This window comes from Microcoleus sp. AS-A8 (genome assembly GCA_039962225.1).
Lineage (GTDB): Bacteria > Cyanobacteriota > Cyanobacteriia > Cyanobacteriales > Coleofasciculaceae > Allocoleopsis.
The window spans coordinates 58152-73158 of record JAMPKV010000007.1 but is presented as its reverse complement, the minus strand read 5'-3'; the positions used below and the strand labels follow the sequence as shown (position 1 = coordinate 73158).

Below are 15007 nucleotides of genomic sequence, written 5' to 3'. Positions count from 1 at the left end.
TTAGAGAAAGTTACAGAAACGCTTCCGTCTCTTCCAACGTATAAGTACAAGTTTTTTTTAGTTTTTATTTCATCTTTCACACTGGAATAGCTTGTAATGATTTGCGATGAATTTTCCCAGTGGAAGTACGGGGTAGATTTTCGACAAAGTGAATAACTTTCGGGGCTTTAAAATGCGGAAGTTTCTGTTTAGCAAATTTACGAATGTTGTCCTCTAGTTGCAACGACGGTTTATGTCCGGGTCTGAGACTGACATAAGCCACAATTTGAGTTAATTGTTCACCCTGGTCGGAGTCGGGTACTACTGCAACTTCAAGAATCTCCGGATGCTGGTGCAAGATATCCTCAATTTCTAAAGGTGATACCCACTGACCGTTCACCTTAAATAAATCATCCTTGCGTCCCATAAACCAAAAGTAACCGTCAGCATCGCACAGATACTTATCGCCAGTTCGCATTGCGTTCCCATAAATAGCCTTTCGGGTTTCCCGCAGTCGGTTCCAGTACCCCAGCATCAAGCTTTCGCCACTCACCTGCAAGTCGCCAATCTCACCAGGAGAACAAGGGAAGCCATTTTCATCAATAATTCGCACATCGTAACCGGGAATGGGGCGACCGGAACTGCCAGGTTTGCATTCCCCAATTCTGTTAGAGAGGAAAATGTGCAAAAATTCTGTGGTGCCAATCCCTTCGCAAATTTGCTGGTTGTAAGTTTCTCGCCATTTTTGCCAGATAGGCTTAGGCAGTTGTTCGGCGGCGGATACGCACAAACGCAGGGAAGATGTATCTAAGGGCGCAATGTCATGTATAGCAAGAATACCTGCATAAACGCTGGGTATGCCAAACAGAATTGTGGGTCGATACTGTTGGATATCGTTGATGATATCAAAGGCGTTGCTAGCATCGGATAGAACAGCGGCGGCACCAACTGCCATTGGCATATAAAGCGTATTCCCCAAGCCGTATGCAAAGGGTATCTTGGCAACCGAGTAGGTGATGTCATCGCCGCGCAAGCCAAGTGTGGTTTTAGCATAGTGTTCTGCACAAACCACCATGCTGCGATGGAGGTGAATTGCACCTTTAGGGCGTCCCGTACTGCCGGAGGTATAAAGCCAGAACGCGGGTTCGTCGCGAGAGGTTTCGGCGTGAGGGAGTTGTTCGTCCTGTTGGGTAAGTAGGGAGGTGAATGGATTTTCCCCATCTATTAGCAGAACGCGGCGCAAGAATTGAGAGGAGATAGGAGTTAGTTTTTCCTGCCACTCCTGAGTAGTGAGCAAGATTTTGGCGCGTGAATCTTGCAGAATATACTGAATGTCGTCAAGGGTAGAAGCTGTATTAATCGGAACGGGTACAGCACCCAACCAGATAGCCCCCCAGAAGGCAAAGACAAATTCTGGAGTATCTGGCAATAAAATAGCTATCCGGTTTTCCCGTTCTAACCCGAGTTCAGACAGCAATCTAGCTGTGCGCCGGACGAGGCGGTTTACTTGTGCGTAGGTGTAGATGTCACCTTGATGGTAAAAGGCGGCTTTTTCGCTACGTTCTTGCGCTAAGTTACTTTCTAAAAAGTAGGCAGCAACGTTAAAGATATCGGGCAACTGTTCAGCAATACTGTCCATGTTCCGATTTGGGTAGATTTTGGCTTTTGGATTTGGGAGTGAGTTTGGGATTTTACAAACGGTAAGTTACCGAATTATTGGAAATTCCAACCTTAAATTGGGTTAATGAGCGAGGACGTGAACAAATATATGGTTATCCCAATACCACCACGTCACAAACCAGTCTTGGATACCACGTTTTTTTGCCTGAATCCTGGCTTTTCCGTGGAGGTGCATGGTTAATTGGTCATGGGTGATGTTGGCTTCAATTTCATTCCAATCAATGCCAGCTAATCCTGTACCTAGTGCTTTTCCCACGGCTTCTTTAGTGGCAAAGCATAAGGCATAAAATTGGTGGGGATTGCTAGTAGATTGGCAGTAGTCTATTTCGTTGGCAGTGAATAAGGAATTGAGTGTTTCGCAATCGCATCGGTCGATTATTCTGGCAATTTTAGGAATGGGTGTGATATCGATGCCAATTCCTTTAACTCCAGTGATTTGCTCGTGTTCGAGAACTATCATTTCACACACGCGATGCTGATTTGTCCTGAATTCCCCCAGCAGCGGCGGACATTGCTATCTCAACTCGATCGCAGAGTTGAGCTAATGTTATATCTTGCCGACCTTCGAGTTTTACACTGACTCCTAACATACGCTTGAGTGCTAAAGCCAGTTCCACTGTTTCAGTAGAATCAAGCTGCAAATCTTCGCGTAGTAAAGCGTCTTGATGAATCATCTCTGCGGGAATACCTAAGTCAGTTAGGGTTGTTTTGAGAGTTTCCATCACTTTGAGAGTTTCCATGACAATGCACCGTTCTTGAATTGTGCGACTGAAAGGTCAGACGCAGCTTATCTGCACTAGAACAACCTAGTTGCAATTTGCGGGTTAAGAAATGAATTTCCTAGCAACTGATGTTGCTTATTAGAAGTCTTTCTTGATAGTGTTGACCAGCTTATTACATTGTTTTGCTATTGACAAGCCCTAAATGAAAGTAATAGTCAAAAAACTCTTGAGGGTTGCCGCAATAGTAAATTACAGCTTACTTGGACGGTTTTAGCAATCACTTCCCGTTAGAGCGACGACACCAGCAGAAGGCTTTTAGCAGACATCAACCAACATCCCTCTATAAGGCTTTTAATGGTGTATCTGTCAAAACGCCATAGAAACACGGGCAAGGTGTTTCTGGCTACGACATGCTTTACTGCTGCCGAAGGCAATCGCCAATCTAATCAGCACATTCTACTAGAGAATTGATATAGATTGTCAATAAGAAAAAATTTTACTCCCTTGACATTGATTTATCAATTGGTGTAATTTTTTCAAGTCTAGTGATAAATAGTCGCAATAAGTAACTAGGGCACCGACGGCAAATCGAGTGCATCGATTGAGTGTGAGGAAACCGGATTGAAACTACAGCCCTTACTCCCTAGCCTGTTGTTCACAGGCTCAGTTGCTGTGTTGGTAGGGATGCCAGCCAAAGCAGATGTCGTACAAGTGACGGACGTGCGGCTCAACACAACCACTGATGGTCTAGAAGTGATTTTAGAGACGGCTTCAGGAGCATCACCCCAAGTCAACACGTCCAGCGAGAAGCAAACCTTGTTGATTGACTTGAGCAATGCTCAGTTGAACTTACGAGGGGGTCGGGAGTTTCGTTCCGAAAACCCAGCTCAGGGCATCACTTCTGTAACGGTAACCTCTCTGTCTCCTAACAGCATTCGAGTGACAGTGACAGGCGATCGCGCTGTGCCAAAAGCACAAGTCATTCCGAGTCCTCAGGGACTGGTATTCAGCTTTAGCGCTCCTTCTGTTACGGCTGAGGCAACGCCTACTCCAGAAACCTCCCAAACCCAGCCTGATGGGCAGACACAGCCCTCGGCTCCGAGTACGCCAGGGGCTGAATCTGAGGTGCCTAGCGAAGCGCCGCAGGTTGAGGAGGAGATTGAAATCGTGGTGACGGGTGAACAAGAGCCAGAAAGAGGATATCGAGTCGAGCGCGCCGTATCAGTGACTAGGACAGACACCCCGTTACGCGACATCCCTCAATCCATTCAGGCTGTTCCTGAACAAGTATTTGAAGATCAACAAGTTATTCGAGTCGAAGAGGCTGTACGTAACGTCAGTGGTGTGTCCCAAGGGAATAGTGCGGGTGGTGCAACAACTGCGTATATTATTCGTGGTTTCGAGCAGCTCTCTACCCTGCAAGATGGGTTCGTACTGTCTGACTATGGTTCTCCAGAAACGGCAAATCTCGAACGCGTTGAAGTCCTCAAGGGTCCAGCTTCGATTTTATCCGGCGCGACTGAACCGGGGGGAGTGGTGAACTTAGTCACCAAAAAGCCTTTATCAGAGCCTTTTTTTGAAGCTGAATTCCAAGCGGGAAGCTTTGGTTTGATCCGACCTCGTTTTGATATTTCCGGGCCATTAAATCCAGACAAAAGCCTACTCTACCGGCTGAACGCAGTTTACGAGAGGTCTGACGGTTTTCGTGACTTTGATCAGGACATCGAGCGTATTTTCATTAGTCCATCCGTGACTTGGAACATTAGCGATCGCACCGATGTAACATTTCAATTGGCGTATTCGGACGATAAGCGACCGATAGATCGAGGCATACCTGCCTTTGGCGAAGGGATAGCAGATATCCCACTGAGTCGCATTACCGGCGAACCCGACGATTTTGTTCAAAACGAACAGTTGACGGCTAAGTATCAGTTAGAGCATCGTTTCAGCGAAAACTGGACATTACGTAATGGGTTTCAATTTCTCGACGAAGATGTCAGTGTCAGGAATTTTGACCCCCGTCGCCTTTCAGAGAGCAACGGCAACTTATCTCGTCGCCAAACACGTATCAATGTACTAAGTCAATCTTATAGCCTACAAACCAATTTAGTGGGCAAGTTTGCCACGGGTCCAATTAAACACACTCTTTTGTTTGGTGTCGATCTCAGTCATAGAGACAGAGACGTGGATTTGGCCGCCGATTCGTCTACGCCAGCACCACTCAATATCTTTAACCCAGTTTACGGCTTGGTTCCCAGAAAGAGTTTTAGCGAACTGGGTTTGCTGAGTAGCCAAACAACAAAGACAGACAGTTTGGGCGTCTATCTACAAGATCAGATTACGCTCACCGACAATTTAAAACTGTTGCTAGGTGGACGCTTTGACATCGTAGACCAAGATATAAAAAACAATCCGACTGCTTCCGCTGCAACCAGTTCTTCGTCAACTCAATATAATGAAGCCTTTAGCCCAAGAGTTGGTATTGTTTATCAACCGATCGAACCTATTTCCCTCTACGCCAGCTATATCCGCTCGTTTAGACCCAACGAGGGAAATACATTCGACGGTTCGCTCCTCGAACCTGAACGCAGTACGCAGTATGAAGTAGGTGCCAAAGCAGATTTGCTCGACGGCAGACTCTCCACGAATTTATCCTTCTACCGCATCACAAAGACAAATGTTGCCACGGTCGATATCAACAATCCTAACTTTGTAATTGCCTCAGGTGAGCAAAGGAGTCAAGGGATTGAACTCGATGTCGCTGGGGAAATCCTTCCTAGCTGGAAAATTATTGCATCTTATGCCTACACTGACTCTGAAGTGACAAAAGATAATAGGATTCCAGTTGGCAACAGATTAAGAAATATTCCCGAACACAGCGCAAGTCTCTGGACGACCTATGAAATTCCACGCGGCGATTTGCAAGGTTTAGGCTTTGGAATTGGATTTACCTTTGTGGGAGAAAGAGAAGGAGATATTGAAAATACCTTTGAGTTGCCAAGTTACTTCGTAACGAATGGCACTATCTCTTACCGACGAGCTAATTGGAAAGCAGCTCTCAGTGTCAAAAACCTTTTCAACGTCGGTTATTTTGAGAGTTCGAGTGGCCTTAGAGCAAGAGGAGGTTACCCTGGTGCTCCGCTGACGGTTTTAGGCTCAATATCAGTGGAATTTTGAGCGGAGAGGTCTGAAATGATAAATCTTACTGGGTTATGGCAGGCAACCCGTGCAGGTCGGCAGCTTCACCGCAATTATCGTCATATCAAACAAGCCGTCATCAGCTGGAGATGGAGTCGCACACTCAAACTCTTGATCCTGGGGATTCTCACGGCCATCTTCATTACCGCCTGTAGTAGCAATGCCTCCAAAAATAGAACCAGTATCGAGGTAGCGCAGTCTCCTACTAGCGACTGCCAAGTTATCAAGCACGAGGCGGGTGAAACTCAAGTTTGCACTCAGTCACAAAAGGTGGTTGTGTTGGGGCCGCACATGTTAGATATCCTGCTTTCGCTGGATGTGCAGCCTGCGGGTTTTGCTGAGATAGAAGCACTTCAGCGCAGTGACTACAATAACCCAGCCGAGCAGATTTCTTACTTGGGCAGCCGAGTGACGAGTCAGCCGGTTAATGTCGGTACACGGGGCGAACCCTCTTTAGAATTGCTTGTCCAGCTCAAACCCGATCTGATCTTGGGCGAAATTGGACCGAATCGCGATGAGTATGCCTTACTTTCACAAATCGCCCCTACATTGTTGTTCAAGGGTTCTAGAAAGGATGACTGGCAGCAAAGCATCCAGGTGCTTGGCAAGGCACTGGGACGCTCTGAAAAAGCCCAACAAGTGATTGAGGAATACAATCAACGACTAGCTACGGTTCGTACCGAACTAGCGCCGATAGTCGCGGCGCATCCCCAAGCGCTGCTGCTAGCGACGATGGGACTCAAGGAGCAGATTTGGTTTAGCGATCGCACAGACTACAGTGGTGGATTGCTTGAAGACCTTGGCTTTAAACTCAAGTCCCTTCCAGCCAAGGCTAACCAGAGTACCGGCGTTTCACTAGAAATATTACCCCAGTTAGATGCCGACCTCATTTTCGTTCGAGGCTGGGACTCTAGCCCTGACAATAAGACAGTTAACGCAGTAGATAACCCATTGAAAAATCTTCAGCAGGAATGGAACACAAATGCGATCGCACAAACCCTGAACGCTAGCAAACAGGATCGCGTGTACTTTGTCAACTACTATCTTTGGAGCGTCCTGCGCGGACCGATTGCGGCAGAACTCGTCTTGAATCAACTCCGTCAGTTACTACTCTCTTAGAATCTCAAGAGGAGTCGAGCGCAAGAAGTTCTCCCCGTTTCCCACTCTTCCTTTGTTCCAGACTTAAAGACTCAAACATATTACCGTGCATACTTTTACTATCATCTGGCTCGGTCAGATGATATCAACGATCGGCACCCGCATGACGGTCTTCGCTATCACACTCTGGGCTTGGGAACTCACCGGCTCAGCAACAGCATTGGCCTTGATTGGTTTCTTTTACTTCGCAGCGAGTATCTCAATCGCTCCCTTTGCAGGGGTAATTGTCGATCGCTCCAACCGCAAGCGGCTGATTATACTCGGTGACACGGTTGCTGGGTTGTCTACAGTCGCAATCTTACTCCTACATCTTGCAGGCAATCTAGAAATCTGGCATATCTACTTAGTAGCCATCCTCAACGGACTTTGCAGTCAAGTTCAAACCTTGGCATACAGTGTTTCCATCCCAATGCTCGTGCCCAAGCAACACTACACTCGCGCTATCAGCATGGGTTCGGTACTCAGTTACGGTGCTGCAATCATTGGCCCTGCTTTAGCTGGTGTTCTTTATTCTCTCATTGGCTTCACTGGTATTTTGCTCATTGACCTCACCAGCTTTATTGTTGGTATCAGCACCATCTTTGCCGTACACATCCCGCAACCCGTTATTAGTGAGGCAGGACGTCAAAGCCCTACTGGCATCTTCCCAGAGCTTGCCTTCGGCTTCCGCTACATTTTTGCCCGCAAAAGCTTGCTAGCACTCCTATTATTAGCGTCGTTCTTTGGGTTCGCTCACGACATTGGTGATTCACTTTATTCACCGATGATTTTGGCTCGCACCAATAGTAACGCCCAAGTCTTGGCAAGTTTGCAAGCGGCGGCGGGAGTCGGTGGTGTAACTGGAGGGATACTTTTGAGTGTTTGGGGGGGTCACAAACGCCGGATACACAGTTTATTGTTGGGGATGGTGGGCGCTGGTGTCAGTAAGATTATCTTTGGGTTGGCTCAGATACCGTTGATCTGGATTCCTGCCCAATTTTGCTCATCGTTCAATTTCCCTGCCATCTCTAGCTCTGATCGAGCAATTTGGTTGACCAAAGTCGAGCCAGATTTGCAAGGCAAGGTTTTAGCCACCCACACTTTGATATCTGGCTTTTCTCCTGCGATCGGTCGGTTGCTAGCTGGCCCTCTAGCAGATTACATCTTTGAACCCGCAATGAAGCCCGACGGCAATCTTGCAGCCATTTTCGGCGGGATGTTTGGCAGTGGTTCTGGTGCTGGCATGGCGCTGTTGTACGTCATCTGTGCTTTGGGTATGTTGAGCGTTGGTTTGGTTGGCTATGCCTTCCCCTTATTACGCGATGTGGAAGACAGCGTGCCTGACCATGATGCTAAAGCAGCATAACGTTTCTCTTGAGAATCACTATATAACTATTGGCATTTAAAGCACACGAATGTTGCGATGAAAATCTGACTCCTGACTCCCAACTACAAAATTATGAAAACTCCCCTCACTTTTAACCGTTGGGTTAGCTGTTTCAAACCTAATCCTCAGGCAAAACTCAGACTGTTCTGCTTCCACTATGCCGGAGGAGGGGCTTCAGTCTTTCGTACTTGGTCAGATAGTCTACCCCAGAGCGTCGAAGTTTGTGCGATCGAACTTCCAGGTCGAGGAATGCGGCTTAGGGAATCTCCATTCACCCAACTAGAGCCTCTCGTACAACATCTTGCCAGTACTCTCCTTCCTTACCTGGACAAACCCTTCGCCTTTTTCGGTCACAGTATGGGTGGACTGGTTAGCTTTGAGCTTACGCGCTTACTCCGCAGAGAGTATGGAGTGAGTCCAGTACACTTATTTGTATCTGGGTATCGTGCACCTCAAGTTCCCGATCCAGACCCACCTATTCACACTCTGCCAGAGTCGGAGTTTCTACAGGAACTGCGCCGCTTCAACGGTACACCGGAAGCGGTATTAAAGAATGCCGAACTGATGCAGCTACTCCTTCCTACTCTGCGAGCAGATTTTGCTGTCATTGAAACTTATGCTTACACACCAGAGACGCCGCTGGATTGTCCCATCACGGCTTTTGGTGGTTTACAAGATCGGGAAGCCAGTTGCGATGAACTGGAAGCTTGGCGGGAACAGACCAATGCTTCCTTTGTCTTAAAGATGTTTCCTGGCGATCATTTCTTTTTACACTCAGCTGGGTCACTCCTGCTACAAGATCTTCACCAAAAACTGCATCAGATTGTGCAGGACGTAGGTAGTGAGGTTTATCAACAAAAAATTTCTAGATAGCGAATTTTTAGGAAAAGAGCGATCGCCTAACCCTTTGAAGTAGCTGCGCTTCACGGCAGCAGCTTTCGTCAATTGGGGCGGCTATTTCTGGGTTGCGATCGCCAATTTTGCTCCTTTGACCTGACGCAAGCGATCCATCACACTGACTACCTGACCGTGATCGACTTTTTTATCAGCATTCACGATCACCAGGGGTTCGGAGTTCGGCTCCACTAAAGAGCGTACCGCTTCTTCCAAAGCTTCCAACTTAATTGGCTTACGGTTAAGTGCAATCTCGCCATCGGGTTTAATCGACACCGTAATTTTCGTACTGGGTTGGCTCTTTGCGGTTGAGGCGCTCGGTAAATTGACAGGTAGCCCTTCCGAACGAGTCAAAGATATCGACGCGACGATGAAAAAAGTCAGGATTGCAAAGATCACATCGATCATCGGCACGATGTTGATCTGGGGAGGAATGTCAGGTTCATCGATGAGTCGTGGCATAAGGCACCTCTCCTTGTTCGTGTTGCTCGATATACAGCAGTTCTAACTGCCCTCCATACTCTTGAATTCGGGCAATCTCTCGCAGATACAAGCCACGAAAGCTATTGGAAAACAACAATGTAAAGAGCGCAACGACTAAGCCTGTAGCTGTCGAAACCAGCGCTTCACTAATACCTGCCGTAACGCCCGCCGCCTTAGTTCCACCCACATCACCAAGCGACAGGGAGCCAAAAGCGGTAATCAAACCCAAAACGGTTCCTAACAGCCCCAGCAACGGCGAAATAGAGATAATCGTGTCAAAAATTGTGTTAAATCGCTTAAGTATCGGTATTTCCGCTTGTATGGCACTGTCCATAGCGAGGCGAAATTTCTCTGGACTAGGGCGCTGTAGCTCCAAAGCTTCCAAAAAAATTCGGGCAATGGGCAAATCTGCATTCCTTTTGAGTCCATTGAGAGCCGCGTTTGGATCGTAGGGGTAAGTCTTCAGTACTTCTCGCACAAGCCGACGCTGCCGACGATTGACTTGATACCAAAACACGATGCGCTCAACAATCAGGGCCAGCGCCATAATGGAAAACACCAAGAGCGGCCAAGCGACGATTCCACAGTCCTGAAACCATTTAATAGCTGTCATGCACTCTCAAAGATAGTGGTCAAAACTCTCAGTGAGTCTAAGAGCCTATTGTACGGGCAAAGATGACAATCCTTTTCAATAGAAATAAATCTGAGACTGATCATTTGTCAAGTAATTGAGCCAAAGAAGTTGCTTCCTTGGAGAATTTCAAGAAAAAATAAAGGCTAGAATTGCCTGAAAATAAGGATTTGATTCATTGAGAGTGAGAGCGACTACCACGACGGCCTTAATTTTTTTGACTTGACATAGAGAACGATTCGTTCTATTTTCTCATCACTACTGCTAATAAATATCAATTAACGACTTGTTGCATGTTTGACAGCATGTCTTTTGACGTAGATAAGGGCTTCTGCGTAAATAACCTGTAGCTTTTTGGAGTCAACGCGAAGTTTATTTTTTCAGCGCTTGCTCAAAGAAGCTAGAGCCAGTGGTGTGAGTCATTTGCGTCAAAATACATGAAATTGCATCTTCTTCTGCCTAGCGTTGTCCTACTCAGCTGGGGTATTGAGTCAATCGCTAGTGTACAGACAACTTCCCTGACAACAAGCGGTATTAATCAGGCAGATACGAGTGCCACTGCTCAGCCTGTGTCATCCCAGCTCACTTCCACCACCAACGCTTTACCCCCAGAGCAGCCCATCTTAGACATCCCCCGAATCAGTGACTTAGAGCGTCTCCACACCAACGCCCAGTTACTTGTTCAACAGCCAACTCGATTTCAACCCAGCCTCACCCAAACAAACCAAATTGCTGAAGAAGCTCAGCCAACCTCACCCATTAACGAAACTGAACCCAATGCTACCCAGGAGGAGGAAATTGAAATTTTTGTAACGGGGGAGAAAGATACTATCCCAGAGACATCTGCTCCAGAATACACAATCACTGAACAAGAGATCCAAAAGCAAGGCGCTGATAGTGCAGCAGAAGCGTTGAGGGGTTTACCCGGATTTGCCATTAATGATTTCGGTTTTGGAGCTGATATTCATACAGGGACTTACTACCGAGGAGCTTCTATCAATCAATCGGTTTTCCTCATCAACGGTAGACCCATCGGCACCAATATCAACATTTATCATGGTGCGACTGACCTCAATAGCCTTCCAGTTGGGGCAATTGAACAGGTGGAATTATCCAGCGGTACGAGTTCCACTCTGTATGGTTCAGAAGCTTTTGGGGGAGTGGTCAATATTACTACAAAACAGGGTCAAGAAGTTCCTAAACTAAATCTTTCAGTGCAATATGGCTCTTACGAACAGTTGAATTATCGGGCTAGTTATGGCGGTTCCACAGGTTCGTTAAGGTTCAACTTCGGCTACGAGCAAAACCAGGCAGATAACCGCTATCGCGTCCCAGTAGGTGCCGCTAATCGTGATTCAGAGGGGCGCTTGTTTAACGGAGACACGGCTGTTAGCAATTATTTTGGTAGTCTCGCGCTTGATGTGAATCCCAGAAATACTGTTAGTTTAGATGCTTACAAAATTACCAGTCGTCGGGGTTTACTTTATTTCGGTTTCCCCTTACAAACAGACCGATTAGACCACGATGGAGTTAACGTAGGTTTATCTTGGAAAACCTTGCTCGGTGGCGGTGATGATTCTGTCCTCAGAACAACACTCGCGTACAACCAAGATTACTTCAACACTTATGGCCCAACTCAAAACATTTATTACCGTACAGGTACGCTGGATTCACAATCTATTACAGGGAGAGTCGAACATCAGTGGCAAATCACTCCTAACTACAAGCTGACTTGGGGAGTTGACTTGCAAAATCAAATGTTAAAGGGTGAGACGTTGAGTACAGTTCCCAACCGAATCGCCCTGAATGAAACTGAAAATAGAGATAGGTTTCATACCGCACTATTTGCTTTAAATACCTGGAAACTTACCGATTCATTCCAGATGGATTTGGGACTGAGACAGAACTTTAATAGTGAGTTTGGTAGTTATTTAAATCCAAGTGTAGGAACGCGATGGGTCGTTACTCCATCTGTTGCCGTGCGTGGAAGTTGGGCTTCCGTTCAACGCAACCCTGGTTTAGACCAATTGTATGTTTATGACACGGTTCATAATTGGTTGCCCAACCCTGACTTAGAGTCTGAAACGGGTTCTTCTTGGACAACTGGAATTGATGTGGCATTGTCTCCCAGTTTGACAGGACAGTTTACCTACTTTGGTAGCCGATTAAATGACCGCATTGCCATCCAAACAGGTCGATGGGCAAACATTGGTCTGGTTAATACTAACGGATTTGAGGCGGCACTTCGCTGGCAAATGACTTCAGAGTTTTCCACCTTTCTCAACTACACGTATACGGATGCGAAGATTGAAACTGGCTCTGAGAAAGGCTTACAGTTAGCGATGATTCCTTACTCTGTCGCACAATTCGGCATCGGTTATGCCTCGGCTGGATGGCAGCTAAATTTTTTGGCAAGTTACAACAGTGGTGCCCGTAGAGCCTTTTTTAACCGACCCGATGAGAGTACTACAGAGTTTATTCCGTCCTGGGTGAATTTAGATTTGAGTGGCCGTATTCCTGTGACTCGGACGATAGGCGTCGTCATCTATTTAGAAAATTTGGCAGATGTGACTTACGAAAAAGCCAATCGCATTTATCAGCCCGGTTTGACATTCCGCATCGGTTTACAGACCAGTTTTTGAGGAGAAATGGGTAATGGAAGATAGCAGCTAGATGTTTCGTGACGTTGTAAACCTATATTCATCTTCCGCTCTTAGCATAAAATTGCAATTAATCTCAATTGCTTAACCTATTAATTATCAACAAGTGGTAGAAGATGGGGATGATTTTGTCAAGGGGTGAAAGAGTGAAAGCTTTATGGTTAATGGGTTATCGTTGAACGCTAGCCCTGCGATCGCCTGATTTTTTTCTTGACAACAGCATCTTAGTCATCTTATCGTTTAACTCGTTAATGCAACTTATATGCAATAATTTTGAGCGGTTCAGACGGTATGCGTTCTAGTAAGCAGGGAAAGAGTAGAGGGGATGAGCATTTCAAACTTCTGCATTGAACAACGCGAGAGAGAACAACAGGCTCTCAAAAAGTTTCTCGTCTATAGCCTCGCCGGTTCAGCCGTGTTTCATGTAGTAGCGGGTTTCGGCATAGGTCAGCTATTGGCTCAACAGGCAGAATTTGCCGACGACCCAATCGAAGTAACTATGGTCGAGAATCCAGAGATTGAGGAAAAACCAAAACCATTAGCAGATACTCCAACGCTTGCGCCAAAGGCAGTTGAACCCCCACCAAAGCCAAAGGCAGTTGAACCTCCGACTCCAGAGCAACCGATTAAAACTGAGATTCCTCAGCCACCTATACCGCAAGCCGTAGTACCAGCAGTACTCCAAAAACAGGTATCTCAGCCAGCGCCCCCGCCCCCTCCAGCGCCCCCGCCTCCTCCAGCCCCCCCTGCGCCCGTAGCGCCGCCAAGGTCAGTGGCACAGCCTGCACCCGTAGTCCCCGCAGCGCCGATCCCACCAACTAGAGTACCCCAGCCAGTTGTTCCCTCTCTTCCTAAACCCGCCCCGATTTCACCCCCTTCGTCAGTGGCAAGCAACCGCTCGGCACCTCCACAACCCGATGCCCCTTCCCAGCCCCTGCCCACTGACTCAAGTCCGGAACCACTTAGACAGCGATTGAGTGAGCCAACTAAGTCCGAACCAGCCACCTCACCTAGTAATAACTCTTCGGATACCAGCCCTACAGCACCGAGTCCAGTTGCAAGCAATCCTTTAACGCCCCCAAAACCAGAGCGCAGTGCCCAGCCGCTACAAGGTTCCTCCTCCGGCTCCCGGCAACTCAGAGAAAGTTTGAGCGGTGGGGGTTCCTCGCAAGCCAAGTCACCCGATGGTGGCGGCTCAAACGCCCGCACTCCGTCATCAGGAGCGGTGGCAGCTAATCGCTCAGCACCCCTAGGGTCAGGGTCAAGATACGGCGTCCCAGGTGGCGTCCCAGGCGGTGTCCCAGGCGGTGTCCCAGGCGGTGTCCCAGGTGGTGTCCCAGGTGGTGTCCCAGGTGGTGTCCCAGGTGGTGTCCCAGGTGGTGTCCCAGGTGGTGTCCCAGGTGGTACTGGAACTCGTGCTGGAGAGGCTAGAGTGAGTTGCATTAGGGGGTGTCCGCCCAAATATCCACCTGAACTAAATGATGAGGAAGGTACAGCCGTTGTCCGGGTTGTATTGGATAGCAGCGGAAATGTGGTTGATTCGGAAATCAAAAGAAGCGGCGGCAGTAGCCAATTCAATCAAGCCGTGCACGCAGCCGTAAGGAAGATGAAGTTTAGCGTATCAGAGGGCGGAAGCCGTTCTGCGTTCAACATGGAGGTTAACTTTGCACGCAAAAACTCTGATTTGATTCGCCAAGCCCGCGAACGTGAAGCCCAGAATGAAAGGAGACGTCAAGCCAAGTTAGAACGCGAACGTCAGGCACAGTTAGAACGCGAACGTCAACAACAAGAACGACGAGCGCAGTTGGAACAGCAACGCCAAGAACAACAAAGGGAACGTCAGGGGCAGGTAGAGCGAGAACGTCAGGAGCAACAAGAACGCCAGCAACAGCAGGAACAAAAGGAAAAGGCACGGGAACGAGAACAACAGGAACAGGAACGCCAGCAACAGCAGGAACGGGAACAGCAGGAACAAAAGGCACGAGAACGAGAACAACAGGAACAGGAACGCCAGCAACAGCAGGAACGGGAACGCCAGCAACAGCAGGAACGGGAACGAGAACAACAGGAACGCCAGCAACAGCAGGAACGGGAACGCCAGCAACAGCAGGAACGGGAACGAGAACAACAGGAACGCCAGCAACAACAGGAACGGGAACGCCAGGAACAACAGGAAAAGCTACCACTGCCTCCACCTGTGCAAAATTAGTTTCCCTCATCAGCCTTCAACCTTTAT

11 protein-coding genes are annotated in these 15007 nt (G+C 47.8%); 6 read left to right on the top strand and 5 right to left on the bottom strand.

The genetic code is table 11. The annotated features are described in order from the left end of the window. Window positions 1–76: 76 nt before the first annotated feature. From NDI48_12700 to NDI48_12690, 3 genes are all read right to left on the bottom strand, one after another. Window positions 77–1618 (bottom strand): benzoate-CoA ligase family protein, encoded by a 1542-nt coding sequence (locus tag NDI48_12700; protein MEP0832063.1) that lies wholly within the window; start codon window positions 1616–1618, stop codon window positions 77–79. A gap of 102 nt (window positions 1619–1720) precedes the next feature. After that, a complete protein-coding gene (locus NDI48_12695; GenBank protein ID MEP0832062.1) occupies window positions 1721–2119 on the bottom strand; it encodes a holo-ACP synthase in 399 nt (132 codons plus the stop codon). A 1-nt stretch (window position 2120) separates the two neighbouring features. Next, window positions 2121–2399 (bottom strand): phosphopantetheine-binding protein, encoded by a 279-nt coding sequence (locus NDI48_12690; protein ID MEP0832061.1) that lies wholly within the window; start codon window positions 2397–2399, stop codon window positions 2121–2123. Between the two features lie 603 nt (window positions 2400–3002). On the opposite strand from NDI48_12690, the gene NDI48_12685 reads away from it, so the two are divergent. The 4 genes from NDI48_12685 to NDI48_12670 all read left to right on the top strand — a co-directional run bounded on the left by NDI48_12685 (window position 3003) and on the right by NDI48_12670 (window position 8976). Continuing rightward, window positions 3003–5558 (top strand): TonB-dependent siderophore receptor, encoded by a 2556-nt coding sequence (locus NDI48_12685; GenBank protein ID MEP0832060.1) that lies wholly within the window; start codon window positions 3003–3005, stop codon window positions 5556–5558. Window positions 5559–5573: 15 nt separating this feature from the next. Further along, entirely contained in the window at window positions 5574–6698 is a 1125-nt protein-coding gene (locus tag NDI48_12680; protein MEP0832059.1) for an iron-siderophore ABC transporter substrate-binding protein, read from the top strand. Between the two features lie 85 nt (window positions 6699–6783). Further along, entirely contained in the window at window positions 6784–8082 is a 1299-nt protein-coding gene (locus tag NDI48_12675; GenBank protein ID MEP0832058.1) for an MFS transporter, read from the top strand. 93 nt (window positions 8083–8175) lie between these two features. Beyond that, the gene (locus tag NDI48_12670) at window positions 8176–8976 is read left to right on the top strand and encodes a thioesterase II family protein (GenBank protein MEP0832057.1); all 801 of its coding nucleotides are present in this window, start codon (window positions 8176–8178) and stop codon (window positions 8974–8976) included. Window positions 8977–9057: 81 nt separating this feature from the next. On the opposite strand, the gene NDI48_12665 is transcribed toward NDI48_12670, so the two are convergent. Both NDI48_12665 and NDI48_12660 read right to left on the bottom strand, forming a co-directional pair. Continuing rightward, window positions 9058–9459, bottom strand: a complete 402-nt coding sequence (locus NDI48_12665) for a biopolymer transporter ExbD (protein MEP0832056.1) — start codon at window positions 9457–9459, stop codon at window positions 9058–9060. Further along, complete coding sequence (locus NDI48_12660) at window positions 9440–10093, bottom strand: MotA/TolQ/ExbB proton channel family protein (GenBank protein MEP0832055.1); 654 nt, start codon at window positions 10091–10093, stop codon at window positions 9440–9442. Before NDI48_12660 ends, NDI48_12665 begins: the two co-directional genes overlap by 20 nt. A gap of 455 nt (window positions 10094–10548) precedes the next feature. On the opposite strand from NDI48_12660, the gene NDI48_12655 reads away from it, so the two are divergent. Together NDI48_12655 and NDI48_12650 are read left to right on the top strand one after the other, a co-directional pair. Continuing rightward, window positions 10549–12753 (top strand): TonB-dependent receptor, encoded by a 2205-nt coding sequence (locus NDI48_12655; protein MEP0832054.1) that lies wholly within the window; start codon window positions 10549–10551, stop codon window positions 12751–12753. Window positions 12754–13654: 901 nt separating this feature from the next. Beyond that, window positions 13655–14980: a TonB family protein gene (locus NDI48_12650; protein ID MEP0832053.1), complete on the top strand. Its 1326-nt coding sequence runs from the start codon at window positions 13655–13657 to the stop codon at window positions 14978–14980. Window positions 14981–15007 lie beyond the last annotated feature (27 nt).